We start from the raw sequence: 23,233 nt of genomic DNA, 5'->3' as shown, positions 1-23,233 counted from the left end.
AAGAAAGAAAAGGAGTTTGAGCAATGCAAATTACAGATAGAGTAAAAAATTGTAACGGATGTGAGGCCTGCACCGTCGGCTGCAAGTATGCCTGCATCAAAATGGAAAGAGACGAAAACGGCAATAAGAAACCGGTCATCAACGAGGACGGCTGTTCCAAGTGCAACAACTGTGTTCTTTACTGTCCGGTCTTCAACCCGGTGGATTTGCCGGAGTTTGAGAATTTTTACGAGTATAAAGATGAGTATTATGAAAGGGATATGGCAAAGGTTTATAGAGAAACCATGCGCCAGCTAAAGGCGGGCACTACTACGGAGTTTGTAGGAACTCTGTGTCAGATTGCTGCTCTGAAATCCCTGATGGGAGATAAGCTGAGCCACGACCTTCGGATTTTCCCCCTTCACTGCGATCCGGAAAATCCAAGAAGACCGGAGTGCGCAGCATGTCCTTTTTATAAGTAATGCTTAGTAATTTTATCATAGCCCTGGAAGCGGTACTTCCCATGTTCATCCTCATGGCGATTGGCGTAGCGGTCAAAGAAACAAAGCTGATGGAGCCGCCTGAAATCAAGAAGATGAACCATATGGTCTTTGTGGTATTTTTTCCAGCCATGATGTTTCACAGCCTTTACGGAAAAGACCTTGGGAAAGCCTTTAACGGAAAACTGCTTGCCTTTGGTGTCATTGCAGTGCTGGTAATCTATGCAGTAGCTATGGCGGTGACTTTTGCTGTAGAGAAGAATCCAAAGAGCAGGGGTGCTATGATTCAGGGACTCTACCGGAGCAATTTTGTCATCATGGGGCTTCCCATTGCGGTGAATCTTCTTGGCAGAGAAAACCTAGGTGTAACTGCTATGATGGTAGCGGTGATAGTACCTATGTACAATGTGATGGCGGTGATTACCCTGGAGCTGTTTCGGGGAGGAAACCCCAGCCCCAGCGAGATTGTCAGAAAAGTGTTGACCAATCCATTGATTTTGGGTGCAATGGCGGGACTGGCAACAGTGATTTTTAAGATTCGACTTCCAGAGATGCTGGAAGATGTTATCAGCGATATGGCAGCTGTAACAACCCCTCTTGCACTTGTCATTTTGGGCTCTTCCATTGATTTTAAGGAGATGGGAAACAGGGGCAAGAATCTCTTTATCTGCGTCATCGGAAGGCTGGTGGTGATTCCGGCAGTTGGGCTTTGCGCAGCGGCGCTTTGCGGATTTCGCGGTATTGAGTTTGTGACGCTGCTCGCTATGTTCGCATCCCCTGCGGCGGTATCCTCTTTTACGATGGCGCAGTCCATGGACAGCGACGGACAGTTGGCGGGAGAAATTGTAATTTTTACCACGGCATTTGCAAGTTTTACCATGTTTTTATGGATATTCCTGTTTAAAAACTTGGGAATGTTTTAAAATATGAATGAGAGATAAAGGAGAAAAAAGCGATGAGTGATTGTAATCATGATTGTGGATCCTGCAGTGCAACCTGCGGAGAAAGACAAGAAGATCCGGGCATCAAGAAAGCCCCGATGAACGATTTGTCTGATGTGAGAAAAGTAATCGGTGTTGTCAGCGGTAAGGGCGGCGTAGGTAAATCCTCCGTAACTTCCATGCTGGCAGTCGCTGCAAAGAGACAGGGCAAGAACGTTGCCATTTTAGATGCGGACATTACTGGCCCGTCCATTCCAAAGGCTTTCGGTCTTACTGAAAAAGCGCAAGGTAACGACCAGATGATTCTGCCGTCGGTAACTGGCAGCGGCATTAAGGCGATGTCTATCAACCTGCTTCTCGAAAATGAAACCGATCCGGTTGTTTGGAGAGGTCCGATTCTGGGCGGCGTGATCGAGCAGTTCTGGAGCGATGTATGCTGGGGTGATGTAGATGTGATGTTTGTCGACATGCCGCCGGGAACCGGTGATGTGGCGTTGACTGTATATCAGAGCCTGCCTGTAGACGGCATTATTATCGTAACTTCTCCGCAGGAACTGGTAGGCATGATTGTGGAAAAAGCTGTGAAGATGGCGGAACTGATGGATATTCCTGTTCTTGGAATCGTAGAAAACATGTCCTATTTCAAATGTCCAAGCTGCAATGAAAAGCACATGATTTTCGGTGAAAGCCACATTGAAGAAGTAGCTGCAAAGCACGGCATTCCAAACGTTGCCAAGCTGCCGATGGATATGGAGGTTGCAAAGGCATGCGACAGCGGCCGCATTGAAGATTATGTGAGCGAGGAAATGGAGCGGCTGGCAGCACAGCTGTAAAAGGTGAACAAAATGAAGAAAAGTCTTATAAAAAAGTTGTTGCTATATCTGGTGATTCTGGCTGGTGTTTTCGTTTTTTGTGCCTGTGGAGATGCAGAAGTGACTCTTCAGATGGGAGAGACTTCCGTCATTTCTGAAAAGGCTGAGATTACGCCCAAGAATGTGCTGGTAACGCCGCAGGTTTATGCGCCTCTTACTCAGAACTTCAGTATGGGCTGGGAAGCTGGTAAAGATGAGAGCTTTGTTGTGGTAGAAGCTACTGTAAAAAATCTGGCAGCAGAGGATATGACTCTTGCAGATATCTGCGCTTTCAGGCTGGAAAGAGACGAAGAAACCTTTACAGAACAGATGACGGCAGCCGTTGATGAAGGAGGCAAGACGCTGACATCCTACCCGACTATCAAAGCTGGGAAAGAAAGCACGGTGTATTTTGTCACAAAGCTGGAAGAATCAGAGACTAGTGCAGGCAACATGATAGCAGCATTTGCTTTCGATACCGATAAAGATAAAGCTTCATATAACTACAGACTTCCAATTGATACATCAGAGCCAGTAGCAGTATATCAGAAACTGGAATTGAAAGAGAAGGTTATTGTTGATGGGCTTTGTGAGTTGACCCCAGGTAAGCTGCGCTTTACCACAAAGATTGAGCCGGAAAACCCTGGCTATTTCTACAACTATTTTAAAGCCAGCAACAAGGACGAGAAACTTCTTGTTCTTTATGTGAAGGTGAAGAATCTTTCCAGCGAGAAGAAAGACGCTGACAGTTTTTATGGTGTTCGTATCGTGACGGAGGATGGGGAGAACTATATCGGCAATGTGGTGGCTGACGATGAAAACAAAGCCAACATCACCTCTTACGAGGATATCGGGAAAGGAAAAAAACGCGGGACTTACGGCATGGCAAGCATTCCAAAAGCTGCAGGAGACGGCAAGTGCAGTCTTTACCTGTATGCAGGCGGAAACTATTATTTGTATGAATATGAGAAATAGATGAGAAAGCCCTCGGCAGTATGTCCGGGGGTTTGCTGCTGCTTGCAAGTATGTGAAGAAAGCGCGGAAGATAATACGCAAGTAGGAAGAGGCACTTTAACCTAAATCGCTATTTTTCTAAAAAAGTGTATAAGAAGGTGGGCAATTTTTAACCGAAAAACAGAAAGCATTGAAAAAGTGTATAAGTCAGGGTAAGGTGTATTGCGGTACATCGTGAATTTTCCTTAAATCCTTATAGATTATGCAAGAATATCGAGATGTTGAGAAGTATCTTGCAGAAAATGCAAGCCATGCAGTGATGGAAGGCGAAAGTTTTATACATTTTTCAGGTAAAAATAGAAAATGGGTTAAACGAGGTACTAAAAAACAGCAAATCAACTAACGGTTCCTGTTCAAAAAAACGTATTGCCCTATAATAGAAGGGTAAGGAGGAAGGAATTTTAAATCAAGTAAAAATCGGCAGATTTATAGCAGACTGCCGCAAGGAGAAACACATTACCCAGGCACAGCTTGCGGAGAAATTGAACATTACCAACAGAGCAGTGTCAAAGTGGGAAACCGGAAAGAGTATGCCGGACGTATCCATCATGGTTGAACTATGCGGCATTTTGGGTATTACGGTCAATGAGCTTTTGAGCGGAGAAAGGATTTCCATGGAGCATTATCAGAAAAAAGCAGAAAAAAATTTAATTGAACTGCAGGAGAAAAAAGAAAAAGCAAGAAAGGCCCTAAACAGGGTGGAATTGATTTGGACTATCGCTACCGTATTGCTGGCACCTGTTCATTTTATGATTAATTATTATTATCCGCAAAATAATGGAACAGGCATCGGCCTATTAATCTTACTGATTGGTCTGTTCCTGTTCACGGGATATTTTCTGCGATATTATGAATTGCGGCTGAAGTAGTCTGGGAGCGCTAGACTTATGCATTGTCGGTCGGCTAAGTGCAGCAAGCTGACCGGCATAAACGCCTAAAATACAGCAAAAAACGCTGAGCACAGCGAAAATGATTCCGATGGGAATTTTCCTTCTTCAAACAGGGTTAGCGTTTCCAGTGAAAAAGTGGAAAAGGTTGTAAAACCGCCGCATACGCTGACTTTCAGAAAGAGCATGAGGGTCGGCGATACGTCTTTTTTGACTGAAGTCATACCGAACAGAAATCCTTACATGGTTTTCATAAAATAAATGAAAACAAAAATTACAATGAAAGCAAAAGCTAAACAGCCGTAATGGAACTCTTGATTTCTGTAAGATGACTGCGATGAATAAGATGGCTTTTTTTGAAGAGGCTCTTGCTTTGGCTTCATGCATCTCTTGCTCTGCTGCTGTTTATAAAGCAATGCCAGCGGATCAGTTTGATTTAAAATCCGCAGGTAAAATGAACGAACCCAGTCTATGTCTTCCTGATCACATAGATCTTCAGAAAATGCATCTTCTTCATGGGCCAGATAGTTTCGTATGTGGCGAAGGTGTTTCAGCTGCTTCAAATCAGAGTACCAGTTTGGAATGCCCTGACATTCCCGCGCGTAGGTTTTTTGCATTTTATCAATATAAAGCGTCACACCGTGGTTTTCACCATAGAGGTCGCCGCACAGCTTGTCCAGTCGTTTGAATTCTTCAAAGAATGTATAATTTAAATTTCTCATAACAAATCCTAACAGAAACGTTACAGCTTTTCGATATGTTTTTTAATCGCTTCAAAGCTGGTGTCGCTGATGCAGTGTTCCATGCGGCAGGCGTCTTCGTAAGCAAGGGATTCCTCTACACCCAGAAGTATCAGTGCTTTTGCCAGCACATTGTGCTTCTCATAGGTTTTTTCAGCGATAAATAGTCCCTGTTTTGTCAACTCAATCTGTCCATCACTGTCCACTGTCACAAAACCGTTTTCGCGAAACTTTTTCATGGCGACACTGACGGTAGGCTTAGAAAAACCCATTTCATTGACGATATCGATGGAACGGACCGAACCGTTTCTCTTCTTTAAAATATATATGGTTTCAAAATAATCTTCTGCAGATTGTTGGATTTTCATAACATGTCCTCATTTCATTTTTTCCTATTCTATCATAAAAAAAAAGTATTGACAAGAAGGTTAGGGTGTGCTAACCTATAAAAGCAATGAGTTAGAATAAACTAACTGGAGAGGAGGATAGGTCGATGAGTGTGGTAATTATTGGAGGACACGAGCGAATGGAGCGCAGGTATCAGAAAATATGTGAGGAATACGGGTGTACTGCCAAAGTTTACACCAAGGAAAAGGGCGCCATGAAGAAAAAAATCGGCTCACCGGATTTATTGATTTGTTTTACTACTACAGTATCGCATAAAATGGTACATGCGGCGTCTCAAGAGGCAAAGCGAGGCGGATTTCCGATTGCACATTGTCACAGCAGCAGCGGCTACGCTTTGGCAGAAGTGCTGAAGCAGCAGATACCTGCGTCTTTGAATCCGTTAGTTAGGTAGTGCTAACTATTGCAGCAAGAACACATGTAAGGAGGAATTATGATGCCTTTATCCATGGCAAAACCGGGTGAAACCGTAACAATAAAGAAAATCGGCGGTAAGCCTGAAGTCCGTCAGCATATGGCAGAACTCGGGTTTGTGGTAGATGAGACGGTAACCGTTGTCAGCGAAGTCGGTGGAAATATGATTCTGCAGGTAAAAGATAGCAGAATTGCTTTGGGCAAAGATATGGCCGGAAAAATTATGTTTTAAATTGGGAGGTAATGATGCGTACTTTAAAGGAAGTAAACGTAGGAGAAACTGTTTCAGTGGAGAAAATTAACGGAGCAGGCGCAGTAAAAAGAAGAATTATGGACATGGGGTTGACAAAAGGAACGACTGTTTATATCAGAAAAGTTGCTCCGCTGGGTGACCCTATTGAATTGACTGTCAGAGGATATGAACTCAGTATCAGAAAAGCGGATGCTGAAATGATAGATGTTAAATAAGGGAGGAAGAAAGAATGCAGTACAAAATAGCCCTTGCCGGAAACCCAAACAGCGGTAAGACGACTTTATTTAACGCCTTGACAGGAAGCGCCCAGTATGTGGGCAACTGGCCTGGCGTAACCGTAGAAAAGAAAGACGGAAAACTGAAAGGACATAACGATGTTATTATTCAGGACTTGCCGGGCATTTATTCCCTGTCCCCATATACCTTAGAAGAAGTTGTGTCCAGAAGATATCTTGTCACTGAAAAACCGGACGCAATTTTAAATATTATCGATGGCACCAACATCGAAAGAAATCTGTACTTAACCACACAGCTCATCGAGCTGGGGATTCCTGTGCTGGTGTGCGTCAACATGATGGATCTTGTCAGAAAGAACGGAGATAAGGTTGACCTTGACAAGCTTAGCAAAGAACTGGGCTGCCAGGTTCTTCCAATCAGCGCCTTGAAAGGGGAAGGCTGCATCGAGGCAGCAGAAAAAGCGCTGAAAATCGCAGAGAAACATAAGACAGTAGATATGCCTCACGTATTTACTGGAAGCGTGGAACATGCCATTGCGCATATTGAAGAATCCATCTCACTGATGGTCGATCAAAATTTCCTGCGCTGGTATGCAATTAAAATCTTTGAGAGAGATGAAGATGTTTTAGATACGCTGAAAATAGATGCCGATTTATTAGAACATTTGGAAGAACATATCAAAGACTGCGAAACGGAACTGGACGATGAAGCGGAAAGCATCATCACCAATCAGAGATACGCCTATATCAGCAAAATCGTCAGCAGTGCAGTCGTAAAAAAAGAAAGACGCGAAAATCTGACTATTTCTGATAAAATTGACAGGATTGTTACCAATCGAATTCTAGCACTTCCAATTTTTATCGTGGTTATGTGGCTGGTATACTATATCGCCATGTCTACAGTCGGTGCTATGGCAACGGATTGGACCAACGATGTACTCTTTGGAGATATTGTACCACCTGCAGTTTCCGGATTCTTAGAAGGAATCGGCTGTGCAGACTGGCTGGTCGGCTTAATTGTAGATGGCGTCGTTGCCGGTGTAGGCGCAGTGCTTGGATTTGTACCGCAAATGTTAGTGCTGTTCATTCTGCTGGCGTTCCTGGAAAGCTGCGGCTACATGGCAAGAATTGCCTTCATTATGGATCGAATTTTCCGCAGGTTCGGACTTTCTGGAAAATCTTTTATTCCGATGCTGGTCGGTGTTGGCTGTGGTGTGCCGGGCGTTATGGCTTCAAGAACCATCGAAAGCGACCGGGACAGAAAAATGACTGTTATGACGACAACCTTTATTCCGTGCGGCGCAAAGATGCCGATTGTAGCGCTCATTGCAGGCGCGCTCTTTGATGGAGATGCATGGGTGGCAACAAGTGCGTACTTTGTAGGTGTTGCCGCTATCGTAATTTCAGGAATCATCCTGAAGAAGACAAAGATGTTTGCGGGAGAACCTGCACCGTTTGTGATGGAACTTCCGGCATATCATATGCCGACCATCGGTACACTTCTTAGAAGAATGTGGGAAAGAGGCTGGTCTTTTATTAAAAGAGCTGGTACAATTATCTTATTATCCACAATCGTAATCTGGTTCCTGTCCAACTTCAGTGTACAGGGCGGATTCCATATGATTTCCGACGTATTGGAACAGGATACGACACTGCTTGCAAATCTGGGGACACTTCTTGCATGGATTTTCGTTCCACTGGGATTCGGAAGCTGGAAAGCGACCGTTGCGGCTATTACCGGTCTTGTAGCGAAGGAAAACGTAGTTGGTACATTCGGCGTACTTTATGGATTTGCAGAAGTTGCTGAAGATGGTGCAGAATACTGGAGTGCATTGTCCGCAGACTTTACCGCAGCAGCAGCTTACGCATTCTTAGTATTCAATCTGCTCTGCGCTCCATGCTTTGCGGCAATGGGTGCAATTAAGAGAGAAATGAACAACACCAAGTGGTTCTGGTTTGCAATCGGTTATCAGACAATCCTTGCTTATCTGGTATCTATGTGTGTATATCAGTTCTGGACAGCTTTCGCCGGCGGCGGATTCGGAATCGGAACAGTCGCAGCAATTGTAGCGGCAGCGTTCATCATTTATATGTTGGTTCGTCCGGCTTCTCAGAGCACTGAAAGTATTAAAAAAGTTGCGTATAAGAATAATAAAGCGGCATAAAAAATATGGAGGGGTGATAGCATGAATGCAGCAACGATTGGCGTATTACTCATTGTAGTAATACTGGCAGGGCTTGCGCTTTGGTCGATTATCAAGAGCAAGAAAAATGGCGGCGGCTGTGCAGGCTGCGATGGCTGCGGCGGTGGCTGCAGTCACTGCAATGTTGAAAAGGGAAATTGAAGAGAACATGAAAGAAAAGGACGGTGCGCCAAATGACGTACCGTCCCTTTGATATTGTACTAGATAATCTCTGCGATTTCTTCAAAACTCTTTTTCTTTAGTATAGGAAGTTTGTAGTTAGGATCAGGTTTACCCACGACAAGAACCATAACCGGAGTTTCCCCTTCCGGACGCCCGAGAAGGGTGCGAAGGAAGGTTGGCGGTGCCGGTGTATAGGTCAGACTGGCAAGACCGGCGTTTCGCAGCGCATTGATCAGAAAACCGATGGAAATACCGATGGATTCGTTGACATAATAATTCTGATCTTTGGTACCGTCTTCCAATGTTTTGTACCATTCCTTGAAGATAACGATGAGACAAGGTGCTTGTGTAAGGAAAGGCTTTTCCCAGTTGACGTCCAGCTTGTCAAGGTCAGCTTGCCATTCGGCAGTAATTTTGCTTTCGTAAAATTTCTTTTCGACTTTTTCGGCTTCTTCTCGAATTTTTGCTTTCATAGCCGGATCGGTTACGATACTAAAATGCCAAGGCTGCTTGTCTGCACCGTTAGGGGCAGTTCCCGCAGTTAAAACACAGTTTTTAATCACTTCCATGTCAATGGGATCTGGCAGGAATTCTCTGTATGTACGGCGCTTGCGGGATTCTTCCAAAAGTTTTTTCGATTTCTCTTTCATGAAAAAATACCTCTTGTAAAATAACTAAGAAAAGAATAGCACAGTTTTTTTGACAATGCAAGGTATAATTGTTATACTTGAACAAAAAATATTCATATATATTGTGGTTTATAAACATGAAACGCTGTTTCTCTGTACAGTGGAACAGTGCATGCATTCACCAAAAATACACAAAAACATCATAAAAAAATGTGAAAATCCTGTTGACATTAGGGCAGAATAGGACTATATTATATATTGTGATTAGCACTCAAAAGAAGTGAGTGCTAATAAGGAGAAGCGTTATGGAATTAACAGATAGAAAATTGAAGATTTTACAGGCCATTATCAGTGACTATGTCAGATCAGCAGAGCCTGTGGGTTCCAGAACCCTCTCGAAGAGATTTGATCTAGGTATCAGTCCAGCCACAATCAGAAATGAAATGAGTGACCTGGAGGAGATGGGATATCTGACCCATCCGCATACTTCGGCTGGTAGAGTTCCTTCTGATAAGGCGTACAGATTATATGTGAATAAGCTGATGGAGAAACGTGAGCTGAGCCCGATTGAGAAAAATCTCATTGCAGAAAAACTCAGGGCAGATGTCAGCGAATTTGATGAGACTATCAAGCACGCTGCCAGAATCCTTTCAGAGATTACCAATCTGACTTCTTTTGCGATGACGCCGACCAAAAATGAGGATACCCTGAAGTTCATCAACCTATTGCCGGTGGATGAGACTACAGTGGTTTTGATGATCGTGTCAGAGAGTGGAAAGATTTCTAATACAGCCCTAAGAATGCGGGTACCATATACCGAAGAAGGACTGCAGATTCTGGCAAAGAATATGACCTATAATTTTAACGGCAAGAAGATTACAGATGTTCTGAAAGAACACATTATCGCAAGTTTTGAGTCTGACATAGAGGCGATGAGCAAGCTGGCTGAGAATATCATGCCAAACTTTATGAAGACATTGGAAGATATGCTCAATGTGAATCTCTATATGGATGGACTTACTAATATATTCGACATTCCGGAATATAACGATCTGGAAAGGGCAAAGAGCTTTCTTTCGCTTCTGGATAAGAAAGAAGACTTTGCGAAGAAGTTAATGGAGAGAGAAGATGGTATCATCGTTACCATTGGAGATGAAAATGCTGATGATTTGATGAATGATTGTTCCATGATTACGGCAACCTATCATGTAGATGGCAAGATGGTCGGCAAGATTGGCGTTATCGGACCGACTCGTATGAAGTATGGAGAAATTACTTCTATCATCGAGTATCTGACTGACAATCTCAGCAGCACATTTCAACTAGAAGGCGGTGAAGACGAAGAGTGAGTGAGGAGACTAAGGTGAACCAGGAAGAATTAAAAGAAGAACTGAACCAAGAAGAAGCAGTAGAAATGGAAGAAAAAGAAATTCCGGAAGATGATAATGCTGAGGAATCCTGCGAAGAGCAGACTGAAACCAAAGAAGAGACATCTGAGGAAGACGAGGCGCTGAATACCAAATATCTTAGATTGATGGCAGACTTTCAGAACTATAAGAGACGGGCAGAAAAAGAGAAAGGCGATATTTATGCCTATGCCAATGAGAAAATTATTGTAGAACTTTTGACCGTCATGGATAATTTTGAAAGAGCGCTGCAGCACGAATCCGCAGACGAAAGCTTTGCAGAAGGCATGAAAATGATTTTCAAACAGCTGACTGACGTATTAGAAAAAGCCGGTCTGGAAGAGATCAAGGCACAGGGCGAGGATTTCGATCCGAACTTCCACAATGCTGTCATGACTGAAGACAATGCAGAGTATGAAAGCGGCAAAGTGACAGAAGTGCTTCAAAAGGGATATTTGCTTAATAAGAAGGTTATTAGACCTTCGATGGTTAAAGTCAATAATTAACTTGTCAAATTGTCCCACAGCGTTGTTGCTCTTGATGTTTCGCTTCTCACGTACCAGGAGTACGCTCCGAGGCTCAACATCTTCGGCGCCTAGCTGTGAAACAATTTTACGGCGTTAATTAAAAGGAACGGCTTTAACGAAACTAATGTAAAAAAAGAAAATTTATTATAATCCAAAAGGAGGAATTTTAAATGGCTAAAGTAATCGGTATAGATTTAGGAACAACAAACAGTTGCGTATCCGTGCTGGAAGGTGGCGATCCTGTCGTAATCGCAAATGCAGAGGGTAACAGAACTACACCATCTGTAGTGGGTTTTGCAAAGAATGGTGAAAGACTGGTAGGTGAAACTGCAAAGAGACAGGCAGTAACCAACCCGGACAGAACCATTGCGTCCATCAAGAGACACATGGGTGAAGACTACACTGTAGAAATCGACGGCAAGAAATATACGCCGCAGGATATTTCTGCAATGATCCTTTCCAAGCTGAAGGCGGATGCAGAGGCTTATTTAGGTGAAAAAGTAACAGAGGCAGTTATCACTGTTCCTGCTTACTTCTCCGATGCCCAGAAGCAGGCAACTAAGGATGCAGGTAAAATTGCAGGTCTGGAAGTAAAGAGAATCATCAACGAGCCGACTGCTGCATCTTTGGCATATGGTCTTGACAAGGAAGAAGGGTCTCACAAGATTCTGGTATATGACCTGGGCGGTGGTACTTTCGACGTATCTATTCTGGAACTGGGCGACGGCGTATTTGAAGTACTGGCAACCAACGGTGATACCCACCTGGGCGGTGACGACTTTGACAATGCAGTGATGAACTTCCTGGCTGACAGCTTTGCGAAGGAAAACGGTGTAGATCTTCGTGCAGACAAGATGGCACTGCAGAGACTGAAAGAGGCAGCTGAAAAAGCGAAGAAAGAATTATCCAGTGCACAGACCACTAACATCAATCTGCCGTTTATTACAGTAACCGCAGACGGTCCGCTGCACATGAATATGGATCTGACCAGAGCGAAATTTGACCAGCTGACTGCTGATTTAGTAAAGAAATCAATCGAGCCAATGAAGAAAGCTATGGCAGACGCAGGTGTTACCAATGCTGACCTGGCAAAGGTTATCTTAGTCGGCGGTTCCACCAGAATTCCGGCAGTACAGGAAGCTGTTAAGAATGTAACCGGAAAAGATCCGTTTAAGGGTATCAATCCTGACGAATGTGTATCTATCGGTGCTGCTATTCAGGCTGGCGTATTAACCGGCGAAGTTAACGATGTACTGCTTCTGGATGTTACACCGCTGTCTCTGTCCATTGAAACACTAGGCGGCGTAGCTACTAAGCTGATTGAAAGAAATACAACGATTCCAACTAAGAAGAGTCAGATTTTTTCCACAGCTGCTGACAATCAGACTGCTGTAGATATTCACGTAATGCAGGGTGAACGCGAAATGGCTTCCGGCAACATTACACTGGGTCGTTTCCAGCTGACCGGCATTGCACCGGCTCCTCGCGGTATTCCGCAGATTGAGGTTACCTTCGACATCGACGCAAACGGTATCGTAAATGTTAGCGCAAAAGACTTGGGTACCGGCAAAATGCAGAACATTACTATCACTTCTTCCACCAATCTGTCTGAAGATGAAATCAACCAGAAGGTAAAAGAAGCAGAACAGTACGCAGAAGAGGACAAGAAGAGAAAAGCTGAAATCGAAGAAAGAAACAAGGCTGAAAATCTGGTATACGAAACAGAAAAGGCGCTGGGTGAATTAGAAGGCAAGATTTCTGATGATGAAAAGAAATCTGTAGAAGACGCAAAGGAAGACCTGAAGAAAGCATTAGAAGCAAACAATCCGGATGATATTAAGGCAAAGACTGAAGCTTTAACTGAAAAGTTCCATGCAATTTCCACCAAGCTTTACGAGCAGGCTGCGCAGGCACAGCAGGCGGCAGGCGGAGCAGGTTTTGATCCGAATATGGCTGGCGGATTTAATCCGAATGCAGGCGCAGATAGCGCAGCAGGTCCTGCAGGGGATAATGTTGTGGATGCAGATTACGAGGTTGTGGACGACGACAAATAAAATGCTTGCTAAAATCGCTTGTGGCGTTGTTGAAGCCCTAGCCCGATTTGCATGAGCAAATCGATGGTTGGCAAACCTGTGCACTACGAAAATTTTTCGACGTGAAAACAACTAGCTGCTAAATGAAATTTATGAATTTGCTCACGGCGGAGGGACTCCGTCGCGGGCAAATTTCTGCGTTATTGTAAATTAAGTAATGGAAGGTGAAAGTAATGGCAGAAAAACGAGATTATTATGAGGTCCTGGGGCTACAAAAGGGTGCCAGTGACGATGAAATAAAGAAGGCCTTCCGAAAGATGGCGATGAAGTATCATCCTGACAGAAATCCGGGTGATAAGGAGGCCGAAGAAAAATTCAAAGAAGTCAATGAGGCGTATGGTGTATTATCGGATGCTGATAAGAAGAGTAAATATGATCGCTTCGGTCATGCCGGTGTGGATCCAAATGCCGGTTTTGGCGGAGGTGGCTTTGGCGGCTTCGGCGGAAGTGGTGGCTTTGATGATATCTTTGATATTTTCGGCAATATGTTCGGTGGCGGAGGCGGCTTTGGCGGCGGCAGTGCCAGAAGGAACGGACCGAAAAAAGGTCGGGATCTGCAAAAGGCGATTACGATTGAATTTGAAGAAGCTGCTTTCGGAACAAAGAAAGAGATTAGTATTAATAAATATGTAAAGTGCAGCACCTGCAACGGCGAAGGAAATGCGCCCGGAACCGAGAAGAAAACTTGTGCAAACTGCGGCGGAACAGGTCAGGTTCATACCGTGCAGAGAACGCCGTTTGGGCAGTTTCAGAGCACAGGTCCGTGTCCTGAGTGCGGCGGTAAAGGTACTGTGATTGAGACACCGTGTCCTGACTGCAGCGGTAGCGGTAGAGTTCGCAAGACCATTAAAATCAACGTGGATATTCCTGCCGGCGTGGACAACGACAGCGTAATTCCAATCAGAGGGCAGGGTGAACCGGGAGAAAACGGCGGACCAAACGGAGACCTCTACGTTGTAATTACTGTAAAACCGCACAAGGTTTTCAGACGTGAACGTGACAATTTATACTTAGATATTCCAATCACATTTAATCAGGCGGCGCTAGGCGATGAAATCACCGTGCCAACTCTGGACGGCAAGGTTTCCTACAAAGTGCCTGCCGGAACACAGCCCAACACAGTATTCCGGTTAAAAGGCAAAGGGATGAAGAATGTACGCAGCGGCCGCATGGGTGACCTCTATGTGAAAGCAGTGCTGGAAGTTCCAACCAAGCTGAACGCAAAGCAGAAAAAGGTCATTGAGGATATGGGAAAAGCAGTAGACCATAAGTGCTATCAGAAAAAATCCAGCTTTGCGGAGAAGATGAAGGAACTGTTTAAATAGCAATTTTCGAGAGAAAAATAAGCGTGTATATGCTAAAAGCATATGCACGTTTTTTTGTAGATAAGAAAGTTAAGCTGGCATATTTCTTGCTTTTTTATTGATTAGAAACAAATGGAGGTACAGATATGTTTGATTTTCATTTTAGTATACCGACGGAAATCTATTTCGGAAAGGGATGTGAAGAGCGGGCTGGCGCTCTCATGGGCCAATATGCCAGCCGGGTACTGATGGTGTATGGAAGCGAGCGGATTTTTCAGATGGGGCTGGGTGAAAAACTGGTCTCATGGCTGGAAGAAGCGGGCTGCACTGTATTTCGATTAGGCGGAGTGAAGCCTAATGCGAGCACAGACTATATTCGCAGCGCGATAGAGCTGGTTCGCAGGAAACAGATTGACGGCATTTTGGCCATTGGCGGCGGCAGCGTCATGGATTCAGCGAAAGCCATTTCCGCAGGCGCTTATTTTGAGGGAGACATCGTGGAATTGTATTCGGATCCACAGGCTGAGCCGAGTCGATTCTTGCCTGTGGGTGCAGTGGTGACGATGCCGGCTACAGCCAGTGAATCCAATGAAATGTCGGTAATCAGTGACAGTATATCGGGAAAGAAAATTGCCCGGGCATTTGCCCAGTCAAAGCCTAAGTTCGCGTTACTTAATCCGGCGCTGACCCTTAGCATCAGCTGTTTTCAGACTGCCAGCGGAGGTTTCGACATCTTTGCGCACGCCTTTGAGCGGTATTTTGACTTAAACAGAAAGAGTAGTCTCTTGGATCGTATGACACTTGCGCTCATAAAAGAAGTGGTGGAAACTTTGCCTAAAGTGCTCAAAAATCCGGAAGACGAAGGGCTGCGCGCAGAACTCATGCTGGCGGCGACAGCAGCGCATAATGACATGCTTGGCCCGGGCGGTGATTTTGCCTGCCATGAAATCAGTCACCAGATCACAGAGACCTTCGGCGTGGCGCATGGCGCTGCTCTGGCCATACTAATTCCGGCTTGGTGCGAATCTGTCAGTCATCGCGCGCCACAACGCTTTTGTGAATTTTTCCGGGAAATCTTTGGCGTTGAGGGAACCTGCGAACAAGAGATTATCCAAAATGGAATTGCTGCCTTAGAGCGTTTTATTGCGGAGATTGGCCTTTCTCAAAGACTGGAAATAGAGGAAAGAGATTTTGCTAAGTTGGCTGAACAGACGCTGAATGGAAGACCGTTTATCGGATGGGGCCTGGCAGGGCTTTCTGCCGCAGATATAGAAAAAATTTATAGAAAATGCCTGGTATGTGTTGCATAAGCGCAACAGGTTTGCGAGTACACGCAACAAGATTTGTTATTTTCATAACAATTCCTTGCAAAAATCACATTTTTTCTTTGGCACAGTTTTTGCTCTAGTTAGAAATGTAATTATAAATTATGTCGGAATTTTTAAGGAGGAGAAAAATGAGTAAAGCGAAATCACTGGTTGCTCTTGCAAAAGGCGATGATATTCAGGCAAATGTAACAAAGGTATTTGACCTGATGGGCGGTGTTACCAATGTCATTCGCAAAGGGACTACTGTGGTTCTAAAACCAAACGCAGGACATGCGGAACCACCAGAAACTTCTGTATGTACCAATCCGGAGGTAGTAAGGGCGGTTATTCGCGAGGTAAAAAAGGCAGAACCGAAGAGAATTATCGTAGCGGAAGCTGCTGCAATTGGATGTGATACGATGGAATGCTTTAAGGTCAGCGGCATTCAGGCTGTTGCTGAAGAGGAAGGCGTTGAACTGATGGATATCAAACGCGACAAGGATTTGGTAAAGGTCGCAGTTCGCGGATTCCGCTCTAATATCGATTCCGTAAAGCTGCCTAGATTCCTGCTGGAAGCGGATCATCTAATCAACCTGCCGATTCTGAAGGCACATGCTTCCATGGTATTCTCCGGCGCGCTGAAGAATATCAAGGGAGTGGTACAGGACAAAGTACATATGGATATGCACAAGCAGAACTTGACGATGGCGATGATGGACGTGTGGTCCGTATGCCGCGCTGATATCAATATTATGGATGCGCACCGTGCAGCGTCTGGGTACAGCCCGCATATGCCGGTTCCAATTGAATCTCATATGATTTTGGGCTCTAAAGATCCGGTTGCCATCGACCGTGTTGCTTGTGAAGTGACCGGTATCGATACGACAGCCGTAGATTATTTCAAAGTAGCAGAAGAAACCGGTTTAGGAAACTATGCCATGGATCAGATTGAAGTCGTGGGCAATACCATCGAAGAGTCCTTCATGAAGATGTGGATTCCGTATATCGGAGATATGAGCACCAGATGGCCGGAATACGATGTAAGATGCAAAGGCGGATGCTCCAGCTGTCAGGCGCTGCTTGCCATTAATATGGAAGAACTCAAGGCGGTAAACGCTTACGATGAGAATGCCGGAATGACTGTTGTAATCGGCGGACTCAACGAAATTCCGGAAGACATTCCAGATGAAAAGATTGTACTTCATGGAAACTGCACCAAGAAATATCTGAAACAGCATCCTGGCGCATATCATATCCTGGGATGTCCTCCGAATGAACCGGCTCTGTATTTGACCATTCAGAGGCATGAAACAATTGATGGAACAGGTGATCAGGAGGATGAAATCATTCGTCCGTGCATGGCAAGAGATGCACAGGTATGGCACGATTACGTTTTCGCTAAATTTGAAGAATACAAAAAAGAAAATCCGGAGGCAAAATAATGGACGGTTATATCAGAGTAAAAGCTGGGAAGGAATTTTGGGATATTCTGAATCTCATTTTTACCGATGAATTCATGCAGAAACATACCAACTTTGAGAACTTTGAGTACTTCCGTTATTCCAGCGCGGTAATGTGCAGTTGGAGCGGGGAATATATGATTTATCCGGAAACTGTCTTCAATAATTTTGTGGTCGAAAGCACTGTTTTCAAGACTTGGGACGAGATGGTCATGAAAGCGGCGGACGAAAAATTTGAGAAGAAAATAAGCTAAAACTAAAATGATAAAGAGGAGATATAGATATGGCTGACAACAAACAAAAGCTCCAGTCTGAAAACACCAAATCTAACTTTGGTAAAGGCTGGCTGATCATATTTTATTCAATGATTATGTTTTTCTTTCTGATTGGCTTCTCTATCGATGGGCAGAATATCGTAATCGATCAGTGGATCAATGCGAACGGCGGCGGAGCTGATCCAACCGAATTAAAACCGCAACTGCTGAAATTGGCCATGTATGCCGGATTCATCGGCGTAGTTGCTTACTTTGTCATCGGTAGAATCCTGGTCAAGGTTGGAGGAAGAGCGCTCTCTGCAGCATGTCTTGCTTTAGCAGGCGCTTCCTACATCTACTACGGACATTCAACGACAACTACAGGATATTTCATCGGTTTAACGCTGGTTACAGTATTTATCAACGGCGCTGCTTACATCGGAGGCGGCAACCTGGTTACGCAGTGGTTCCCGAAGAAAAAGGGTCTGGCAAACGGATACACCACCATGGGTCACAATCTGGGCTCTGCATTTTATGTACCACTGATTAGCGGATTGATCGGTGCATTCGGCATTGCGAAAGGGATGATGATGCCTGGTATCGCTGCGATTATTATCGCTGTAATCGCTTACTTCATCATAAGAAACACACCGCAGGAAAGAGGTATGTATCCCGATAATGTATCAAAGGAAACATATGAATCCGAATATGCGCAGGAGACAGAAAACGGCGAACCAAGATGGACCGTCGCGAAGCTGTTAAAGACCAAAGAGATGTGGTTCGTTGCCATCATCATCGGCATCAACCAGCTGGTTACCACCGGCGTAATGAGCCAGATGGTTCCAAGAAACATCGAACTGGGTTTTGCGCCTGAAAAGGCTGTATGGTTAATGACAGTCTGCGCCGTTGTCGGCGTCTGCGGATCTTACGGATTCGGCTGGCTTGACCAGAAGCTGGGTGTTAAGAAGGCGGTCATCATGTTCCTGGTATGGTATTGTGCAGCTCTGGCTGTAAACTACGTCCTGAACAGTATGTTAGGCGGATATATCTGCGTGGCAATGGTAGGCGTAGCCATCGGCGCTGCCGCCAACTTCATGACTTCACTTCCTGCATCCGTATTCGGAAGACAGAGTTTTGACGTTGTATACTCCATCTACTTCCCGGTGATGCAGATCGTATTGATGATGAACTACTACATCAACGCGAAGGCCCTGGAATTGACCGGATCCCTGAGAGGCGCTTACCTGGTATTCATCGGTCTTTTAGTTGTCAATGTTGTACTGATCAACTGCTTCGATACGAAGAAGTACAACCTGGACTACAAGAGAGAAGAAGAGCTGGGTGCGTAAACAGTTTTAGAAAATCTGGACAGGCTGCTTCCGTAGTGAAGCGGCCTGCCCGTATATATAAACGGAAAGGTGGAATTTCACATGAGAAACGTAGTGATTACAGCGGGCTGCAGAACGCCGATTGGAGCGCTTGGCGGCCAGTTTAAAACTTTGACATCCTTAGATCTTTCTATTCCGGTCATGCAGAACCTCATCGAGCGCGCAGGCATTGATCCGGTTATCATCGAGGACGTAATTTGGGGATGCAACTATCAAAGAACCTATAAAGAAAACAATCTAGCCAGAGTAGCTGCAGTCAAAGCGGGGCTGCCGGTGACCGTTCCCGGTATCACCATTCACAGAAACTGCACCTCCTCCATGTCTTCCATTCAGTTCGGCTATTATCAGATTAAAGCTGGTGAAGCGGACTGCATCATGGCAGGAGGCGCGGACAGCATGAGTACGGCGCCGCATATGGTATTCAACGCTCGCTACGGGCAGAAATACGGCCATATGGAGCTTCGGGATTCTATGTGGGATTCTCTGACTAATCTGGGTGTAGGCCCTGCCATGGGTATCACGGCAGAAAATGTGGCGGACGAGTACGACGTGACCAGAGAACAGATGGACGCCTATGCTCTGCGTTCTCAGCAGAGAGCCGTAGCTGCCATTGACGCCGGCAAGTTTCAGGACGAAATCATTCCGATTACTATAAAAGGTAAAAAAGGCGATACCGTCATCAATACAGACGAGTATCCGCGTCGTGATGCCAGTCTCGAAAAGCTGGCAAAGCTGAAGCCGACTTTCAAAGAGGACGGCAGGGTAACGGCAGGCAATGCCTCCGGCATGAACGACGCGGCTTCCGGCGTGATTCTCATGGCGGAGGATAAGGCAAGGAAGCTGGGTGTTCCGATTCTTGCCCGCATCAAAGCAGTGGCAACCACAGGCGTGCGTCCTGAGGTGATGGGAATCGGTCCAATCAGCGCATCCCAGAAGGCGCTGGAAAAGGCAGGTCTGGCAGTGGACGACATCGACCTCTTTGAAATCAACGAAGCTTTTGCAGCGCAGTGTCTCGCCTGCCAGAAGACGCTGGGTATCCCTGATGAAAAGCTGAACGTCAACGGCAGTGGAATTTCTCTGGGACATCCGGTAGGTGCGACCGGTTCCCGTCTTGTCATTACCTGTATGTACGAACTGATGAAGCGGAAGCAGAAGTATGGACTTGCAACCCTTTGTGCTGGTGGCGGTATGGGAACTGCAGTCATTATTGAGATGGTATAATGAACGCAAATAACCATATCAGCGTTGCTGCTAGGAAGCGTTCATTGAATCATGACTTGCGATTCTATATTCAAAGGAATCGTCATGGTATAATGGAACAAAATGTTGAAAATGGACTGAAATATCAGCTGGACGACAGGGTGCCTTTTGGAGAAAATATGATGTACGGCTTTCAGCAGATTGTCCTGTTTGTCGCGTCGGCTGTGGTGATGCCGGTTGTCGTGGGATACGCCTTAGGACTGGCGCCGGCGGCGGTGGCGGCTATGCTGCAGAGAACCTTTGTCCTCTGCGGTGTGATGACGTTGCTGCAGGTTAGATGGGGTCATCGCTTTCCCATTCAGGACGGTCCGGCAGGTCTCTGGTCGGGACTGTTTCTGCTGATGGTTTCCTCCGCACCGGCCCTTGGCATTTCTTTGGAGAGCCTTCGGACAGATCTGGAAATGGGCATGCTGCTTGCAGGAATTCTGGTCATGGCGCTGGCGGCAAGCGGTTTGATTTGTCGGATGGCAAAGCTGTTTACACCAATCATCAATGGACTTCTGATTCTTCTCATGGTGCTGCAGATCAGCGCCAGCATCATGAAAGGCATGCTGGGCGTCAGCGAGGAATCGCCGGGCATTGACGGAACAGCATTTCTCGTAGCAGTCTTTACCATGGTAGTAATTCTTTTCATCAATCTGTTTACAAAGGGATTCATCCGCAGTATTGCGACCTTTATCGGCATGGTGGCGGGATGGATTTTAGCGGTGGTGCTGGGGATTACAGAAAAGGTGAATTTTCTGCAGAACGGGATCGTGACGATGCCTACGCTTTTAGCCTGGGGAAAACCGACCTATGACGGTGGTGTCGTTTTGACCTGCATGATTAGCGCTTTTGTACTGATTTCTATGGTGTTTGCCAGTATTAACGGCATGGGCGCTATGGTAGGAGAAACGATTACGGAGAAGAAAATGCAGCGTTCTATCTTCTTTCACGGGATGGCGACCTTTATGACCGGCGGATTTTCTTCGATTGCATTTATGCCGTATGTTTCTTCTATCGGGGTGGTGGAAATGACCGGCGTAGCATCCAGGAGACCCATGTATCTGGCGGCGGGCGGTATGATTGTCATGGGATTAATCGCGCCCTTCGGTGCGCTCTTTGCGACTATTCCTGCCTGCGTGGGAAACGGTGCGCTGATTATCATCTTCGCGCTGTGCATCGGGCAGGCGCTCAGGGAATTTCGTAAAGTGGAATTTGAGAGTAGAGAAAACCTGATCGTAGGATTGTCTATGATTATCGGCTGCGGCATCATGTTTCTGCCGGCGGGCACGTTCAGCAAGCTTCCGGCTACGGCAGCCTGCCTCTTGTCTAATGGACTGATTGTAGGAATGGCAGCAGCGTTTTTGCTAGAACATGTGGTAATGCGGAAGAAATCATAGATTTATATAGTTTCAAAATTTGAAAAGCTGTTTGCAGGTAGGGATGAACTGCAGACAGCTTTTTCTTCTTGTGTTTTTTATATGCGATTATTTCGCTCCCGGATAGTCGATGCCGTACTGCTTGATCTTGCGGGATATGGTAGAGGCGTTGACACCCAGCTTTGCACCGGCGTCCCGAAGACTTCTGGAGTTTTGCAGAGCAGACTCTATCAGACTCTTTTCGTAGTTTTCCAGCGACTGAGACAGGGAACTGCCAGAAGACGGGAGCATATCATCACCTTGGGAGATATCTAAAAGACCGTAAAGCATTTCATCGGCGACTTCTTTTGTGCCGGAGGAGCAGATGGTCAGATATTCGATGACATTTTCCAGCTCACGGATGTTACCTGGCCAAGAATACTGTTTCATAATCGTAAGCTGGTCGTCGGTAAGCGTAAAGGGACGATTGTGCTTTTCGGTAAAATATCTGACAAAGTGTCTGCAAAGCTCGTCCAAATCGTTGAGCCGCTCTCGAAGGGGCGGAATGGAAATTGGGATGACGTTGAGACGGTAGTAGAGATCCTGGCGGAATGTGCCGTCTGCAATCTTCAGTTTCAGATTGCTGTTCGTTGCAGCGATAAATCGAATGTCCAGTTTAATTGGTTTTGTTCCGCCTACGCGGGTGATTTCTTTGTTTTGAATCGCGCGAAGGAGCTTGACCTGCAGATCCATGGACATATCGCCGATTTCATCCAGCAGCAGGGTACCGCCGTTTGCCATTTCAAACAATCCCTGTTTGCCGCTTGCGTTTGCACCGGAAAATGCGCCCTTTTCGTAGCCAAAGAGCTCACTTTCCAGAAGATTCGCGGGGATAGAGGCACAGTTGACTTTGACAAAGGTTTTGTCGGAAAGTTTGCTGAGCCGGTGTATTTCATCGGCAACAACTTCTTTGCCTACTCCTGATTCTCCTGTAATCAAAACGGTTGCATCGGTAGGAGCGGCCATTCTGATGGTGTTCCAGACCTTCTGTAGAGAATAGGAGAATCCAACCAGTCGCTTGGAATTTTCTGTGCTTTCGATAATGCGCACATTTTCGCGGCTCTTGTCCAAGGCATTGGCCTCTGCCAGAAATTTACCGAAATCCTCCTGCAAGGATTGCAGAGACAGAATGGGGCGGCTGCTGACCACCACCTGGTGCAGAGTGCCATTTTGGTTAAAAATCGGTACACCTACTGCATAGCCGACGCTGGGCGGATTGGTTTTCTGTACGGTGGAAAGACGAAACACTTTTTTCTGTGTTCTGAGAACGTCTAGTGTGGCGCCACCGGTGAACAAATGCCCATCTTCCACAATGTCAGACACTTTGTGCCCAATCACTTCTTCCGGCAATATGGTCGTGTTGCGCTGATGGGCGGGATTTACGTATAGGCAGACGCCGTCCTTGTCGGTGATAAAAATGCTGTCATCCAGCGCATCGACAACAATCTTAAAATCGACACCCTGTGCCAGGAATACCGATAAATCCTGATAGATTTCCCGCAAGATGTGTGCGCTTTTCTCCGGACTCTGATGGTCGTTTGCTTCTAGTGAATGTTTGATTTTTTCCTGTACCTTCTGAATTGCTAAAACCTGATCCATACGACTGTCTCCTTTATGAA

General features: G+C 45.6%; 26 protein-coding genes. 21 read left to right on the top strand and 5 right to left on the bottom strand.

The annotated features are described in order from the left end of the window. The first annotated feature begins 23 nt into the window (after positions 1-23). The 6 genes from NFR88_RS03605 to NFR88_RS03580 all read left to right on the top strand — a co-directional run bounded on the left by NFR88_RS03605 (position 24) and on the right by NFR88_RS03580 (position 4,154). Positions 24-461, top strand: a complete 438-nt coding sequence (locus tag NFR88_RS03605; RefSeq protein WP_160200491.1) for a 4Fe-4S dicluster domain-containing protein — start codon at positions 24-26, stop codon at positions 459-461. Further along, positions 461-1,402: an AEC family transporter gene (locus NFR88_RS03600; protein ID WP_251613597.1), complete on the top strand. Its 942-nt coding sequence runs from the start codon at positions 461-463 to the stop codon at positions 1,400-1,402. The genes NFR88_RS03605 and NFR88_RS03600 overlap by 1 nt, the downstream gene beginning before the upstream one ends. A 32-nt stretch (positions 1,403-1,434) precedes the next feature. Next, entirely contained in the window at positions 1,435-2,253 is an 819-nt protein-coding gene (locus NFR88_RS03595) for an Mrp/NBP35 family ATP-binding protein (RefSeq protein ID WP_160200489.1), read from the top strand. Positions 2,254-2,265: 12 nt separating this feature from the next. Beyond that, on the top strand, positions 2,266-3,246 hold the full coding sequence (locus tag NFR88_RS03590; RefSeq protein ID WP_251613595.1) for a hypothetical protein: 981 nt from the start codon (positions 2,266-2,268) through the stop codon (positions 3,244-3,246). 241 nt (positions 3,247-3,487) lie between these two features. Continuing rightward, a complete protein-coding gene (locus NFR88_RS03585) occupies positions 3,488-3,628 on the top strand; it encodes a hypothetical protein (protein ID WP_251613593.1) in 141 nt (46 codons plus the stop codon). A gap of 55 nt (positions 3,629-3,683) precedes the next feature. Beyond that, entirely contained in the window at positions 3,684-4,154 is a 471-nt protein-coding gene (locus NFR88_RS03580) for a helix-turn-helix domain-containing protein (RefSeq protein ID WP_251613895.1), read from the top strand. 65 nt (positions 4,155-4,219) lie between these two features. On the opposite strand, the gene NFR88_RS03575 is transcribed toward NFR88_RS03580, so the two are convergent. From NFR88_RS03575 to NFR88_RS03565, 3 genes are read right to left on the bottom strand one after another with little or no spacing between them, the layout of a single operon-like run. After that, complete coding sequence (locus tag NFR88_RS03575) at positions 4,220-4,396, bottom strand: fluoride efflux transporter FluC (protein WP_160200486.1); 177 nt, start codon at positions 4,394-4,396, stop codon at positions 4,220-4,222. Between the two features lie 15 nt (positions 4,397-4,411). Then, complete coding sequence (locus NFR88_RS03570) at positions 4,412-4,894, bottom strand: DUF6548 family protein (RefSeq protein ID WP_251613591.1); 483 nt, start codon at positions 4,892-4,894, stop codon at positions 4,412-4,414. A 20-nt stretch (positions 4,895-4,914) separates the two neighbouring features. Then, positions 4,915-5,280: a metal-dependent transcriptional regulator gene (locus NFR88_RS03565; protein WP_251613588.1), complete on the bottom strand. Its 366-nt coding sequence runs from the start codon at positions 5,278-5,280 to the stop codon at positions 4,915-4,917. A 125-nt stretch (positions 5,281-5,405) separates the two neighbouring features. Between NFR88_RS03565 and NFR88_RS03560 the strand changes: the two genes are divergently transcribed. The 5 genes from NFR88_RS03560 to NFR88_RS03540 are packed head-to-tail and all read left to right on the top strand — an operon-like array spanning position 5,406 to position 8,565. Continuing rightward, the gene (locus NFR88_RS03560; RefSeq protein WP_251613585.1) at positions 5,406-5,711 is read left to right on the top strand and encodes a DUF2325 domain-containing protein; all 306 of its coding nucleotides are present in this window, start codon (positions 5,406-5,408) and stop codon (positions 5,709-5,711) included. Positions 5,712-5,750: 39 nt separating this feature from the next. After that, positions 5,751-5,963 carry a FeoA family protein gene (locus NFR88_RS03555; protein WP_160200482.1) on the top strand — a complete coding sequence of 71 codons (213 nt, stop codon included), beginning with the start codon at positions 5,751-5,753 and terminating at the stop codon, positions 5,961-5,963. A 14-nt stretch (positions 5,964-5,977) separates the two neighbouring features. Further along, positions 5,978-6,199: a FeoA family protein gene (locus tag NFR88_RS03550; RefSeq protein WP_160200481.1), complete on the top strand. Its 222-nt coding sequence runs from the start codon at positions 5,978-5,980 to the stop codon at positions 6,197-6,199. Between the two features lie 14 nt (positions 6,200-6,213). Continuing rightward, positions 6,214-8,385, top strand: coding sequence for a ferrous iron transport protein B (gene feoB / locus NFR88_RS03545; RefSeq protein WP_160200480.1), 2,172 nt, complete (start codon positions 6,214-6,216; stop codon positions 8,383-8,385). Positions 8,386-8,406: 21 nt separating this feature from the next. After that, complete coding sequence (locus NFR88_RS03540) at positions 8,407-8,565, top strand: FeoB-associated Cys-rich membrane protein (protein ID WP_160200479.1); 159 nt, start codon at positions 8,407-8,409, stop codon at positions 8,563-8,565. A gap of 59 nt (positions 8,566-8,624) precedes the next feature. Here NFR88_RS03540 and NFR88_RS03535 read toward each other — a convergent pair whose 3' ends face one another. Beyond that, the gene (locus tag NFR88_RS03535; protein WP_160200478.1) at positions 8,625-9,236 is read right to left on the bottom strand and encodes a nitroreductase family protein; all 612 of its coding nucleotides are present in this window, start codon (positions 9,234-9,236) and stop codon (positions 8,625-8,627) included. Positions 9,237-9,520: 284 nt separating this feature from the next. On the opposite strand from NFR88_RS03535, the gene hrcA reads away from it, so the two are divergent. The 10 genes from hrcA to NFR88_RS03485 all read left to right on the top strand — a co-directional run bounded on the left by hrcA (position 9,521) and on the right by NFR88_RS03485 (position 21,596). Beyond that, positions 9,521-10,564 (top strand): heat-inducible transcriptional repressor HrcA, encoded by a 1,044-nt coding sequence (gene hrcA, locus NFR88_RS03530; protein WP_160200477.1) that lies wholly within the window; start codon positions 9,521-9,523, stop codon positions 10,562-10,564. A 14-nt stretch (positions 10,565-10,578) separates the two neighbouring features. Next, entirely contained in the window at positions 10,579-11,127 is a 549-nt protein-coding gene (gene grpE, locus NFR88_RS03525; protein ID WP_251613582.1) for a nucleotide exchange factor GrpE, read from the top strand. A gap of 191 nt (positions 11,128-11,318) precedes the next feature. Next, positions 11,319-13,202, top strand: a complete 1,884-nt coding sequence (dnaK, locus tag NFR88_RS03520) for a molecular chaperone DnaK (protein ID WP_160200475.1) — start codon at positions 11,319-11,321, stop codon at positions 13,200-13,202. 212 nt (positions 13,203-13,414) lie between these two features. Further along, positions 13,415-14,566 carry a molecular chaperone DnaJ gene (gene dnaJ, locus NFR88_RS03515; protein WP_160200474.1) on the top strand — a complete coding sequence of 384 codons (1,152 nt, stop codon included), beginning with the start codon at positions 13,415-13,417 and terminating at the stop codon, positions 14,564-14,566. Positions 14,567-14,691: 125 nt separating this feature from the next. Further along, positions 14,692-15,855: an iron-containing alcohol dehydrogenase gene (locus NFR88_RS03510; protein ID WP_251613579.1), complete on the top strand. Its 1,164-nt coding sequence runs from the start codon at positions 14,692-14,694 to the stop codon at positions 15,853-15,855. 146 nt (positions 15,856-16,001) lie between these two features. Further along, positions 16,002-17,294: a DUF362 domain-containing protein gene (locus NFR88_RS03505; protein ID WP_160200472.1), complete on the top strand. Its 1,293-nt coding sequence runs from the start codon at positions 16,002-16,004 to the stop codon at positions 17,292-17,294. After that, positions 17,294-17,566 (top strand): hypothetical protein, encoded by a 273-nt coding sequence (locus NFR88_RS03500; protein ID WP_160200471.1) that lies wholly within the window; start codon positions 17,294-17,296, stop codon positions 17,564-17,566. Before NFR88_RS03505 ends, NFR88_RS03500 begins: the two co-directional genes overlap by 1 nt. A 29-nt stretch (positions 17,567-17,595) precedes the next feature. Beyond that, positions 17,596-18,915 (top strand): MFS transporter, encoded by a 1,320-nt coding sequence (locus tag NFR88_RS03495; RefSeq protein WP_161909241.1) that lies wholly within the window; start codon positions 17,596-17,598, stop codon positions 18,913-18,915. Positions 18,916-18,996: 81 nt separating this feature from the next. After that, positions 18,997-20,175 (top strand): thiolase family protein, encoded by a 1,179-nt coding sequence (locus NFR88_RS03490; RefSeq protein WP_160200469.1) that lies wholly within the window; start codon positions 18,997-18,999, stop codon positions 20,173-20,175. 92 nt (positions 20,176-20,267) lie between these two features. Then, complete coding sequence (locus tag NFR88_RS03485; RefSeq protein WP_161909240.1) at positions 20,268-21,596, top strand: uracil-xanthine permease family protein; 1,329 nt, start codon at positions 20,268-20,270, stop codon at positions 21,594-21,596. Between the two features lie 87 nt (positions 21,597-21,683). On the opposite strand, the gene NFR88_RS03480 is transcribed toward NFR88_RS03485, so the two are convergent. After that, the gene (locus NFR88_RS03480; protein ID WP_251613576.1) at positions 21,684-23,213 is read right to left on the bottom strand and encodes a sigma-54 interaction domain-containing protein; all 1,530 of its coding nucleotides are present in this window, start codon (positions 23,211-23,213) and stop codon (positions 21,684-21,686) included. Positions 23,214-23,233 lie beyond the last annotated feature (20 nt).

The organism is Senimuribacter intestinalis (assembly GCF_943192965.1).
GTDB classification, from domain to species: Bacteria; Bacillota; Clostridia; order Peptostreptococcales; family Anaerovoracaceae; genus Senimuribacter; species Senimuribacter intestinalis.
The sequence above is the reverse complement of the archived record's forward strand: the minus strand, read 5'-3'. Positions and strand labels throughout refer to the sequence as shown.

Excerpts from the sequence above, each read along its gene's own strand:
- NFR88_RS03605 (WP_160200491.1), top strand. The coding sequence starts at position 24 with ATGCAAATTACAGATAGAGTAAAAAATTGTAACGGATGTGAGGCCTGC.
- NFR88_RS03600 (WP_251613597.1), top strand. The coding sequence starts at position 461 with ATGCTTAGTAATTTTATCATAGCCCTGGAAGCGGTACTTCCCATGTTC.
- NFR88_RS03595 (WP_160200489.1), top strand. The coding sequence starts at position 1,435 with ATGAGTGATTGTAATCATGATTGTGGATCCTGCAGTGCAACCTGCGGA.
- NFR88_RS03590 (WP_251613595.1), top strand. The coding sequence starts at position 2,266 with ATGAAGAAAAGTCTTATAAAAAAGTTGTTGCTATATCTGGTGATTCTG.
- NFR88_RS03585 (WP_251613593.1), top strand. The coding sequence starts at position 3,488 with ATGCAAGAATATCGAGATGTTGAGAAGTATCTTGCAGAAAATGCAAGC.
- NFR88_RS03575 (WP_160200486.1), bottom strand. The coding sequence starts at position 4,396 with ATGACTTCAGTCAAAAAAGACGTATCGCCGACCCTCATGCTCTTTCTG.
- NFR88_RS03570 (WP_251613591.1), bottom strand. The coding sequence starts at position 4,894 with ATGAGAAATTTAAATTATACATTCTTTGAAGAATTCAAACGACTGGAC.
- NFR88_RS03565 (WP_251613588.1), bottom strand. The coding sequence starts at position 5,280 with ATGAAAATCCAACAATCTGCAGAAGATTATTTTGAAACCATATATATT.
- NFR88_RS03560 (WP_251613585.1), top strand. The coding sequence starts at position 5,406 with ATGAGTGTGGTAATTATTGGAGGACACGAGCGAATGGAGCGCAGGTAT.
- NFR88_RS03555 (WP_160200482.1), top strand. The coding sequence starts at position 5,751 with ATGATGCCTTTATCCATGGCAAAACCGGGTGAAACCGTAACAATAAAG.
- NFR88_RS03550 (WP_160200481.1), top strand. The coding sequence starts at position 5,978 with ATGCGTACTTTAAAGGAAGTAAACGTAGGAGAAACTGTTTCAGTGGAG.
- feoB (WP_160200480.1), top strand. The coding sequence starts at position 6,214 with ATGCAGTACAAAATAGCCCTTGCCGGAAACCCAAACAGCGGTAAGACG.
- NFR88_RS03540 (WP_160200479.1), top strand. The coding sequence starts at position 8,407 with ATGAATGCAGCAACGATTGGCGTATTACTCATTGTAGTAATACTGGCA.
- NFR88_RS03535 (WP_160200478.1), bottom strand. The coding sequence starts at position 9,236 with ATGAAAGAGAAATCGAAAAAACTTTTGGAAGAATCCCGCAAGCGCCGT.
- hrcA (WP_160200477.1), top strand. The coding sequence starts at position 9,521 with ATGGAATTAACAGATAGAAAATTGAAGATTTTACAGGCCATTATCAGT.
- dnaK (WP_160200475.1), top strand. The coding sequence starts at position 11,319 with ATGGCTAAAGTAATCGGTATAGATTTAGGAACAACAAACAGTTGCGTA.
- dnaJ (WP_160200474.1), top strand. The coding sequence starts at position 13,415 with ATGGCAGAAAAACGAGATTATTATGAGGTCCTGGGGCTACAAAAGGGT.
- NFR88_RS03510 (WP_251613579.1), top strand. The coding sequence starts at position 14,692 with ATGTTTGATTTTCATTTTAGTATACCGACGGAAATCTATTTCGGAAAG.
- NFR88_RS03505 (WP_160200472.1), top strand. The coding sequence starts at position 16,002 with ATGAGTAAAGCGAAATCACTGGTTGCTCTTGCAAAAGGCGATGATATT.
- NFR88_RS03500 (WP_160200471.1), top strand. The coding sequence starts at position 17,294 with ATGGACGGTTATATCAGAGTAAAAGCTGGGAAGGAATTTTGGGATATT.
- NFR88_RS03495 (WP_161909241.1), top strand. The coding sequence starts at position 17,596 with ATGGCTGACAACAAACAAAAGCTCCAGTCTGAAAACACCAAATCTAAC.
- NFR88_RS03490 (WP_160200469.1), top strand. The coding sequence starts at position 18,997 with ATGAGAAACGTAGTGATTACAGCGGGCTGCAGAACGCCGATTGGAGCG.
- NFR88_RS03485 (WP_161909240.1), top strand. The coding sequence starts at position 20,268 with ATGGAACAAAATGTTGAAAATGGACTGAAATATCAGCTGGACGACAGG.
- NFR88_RS03480 (WP_251613576.1), bottom strand. The coding sequence starts at position 23,213 with ATGGATCAGGTTTTAGCAATTCAGAAGGTACAGGAAAAAATCAAACAT.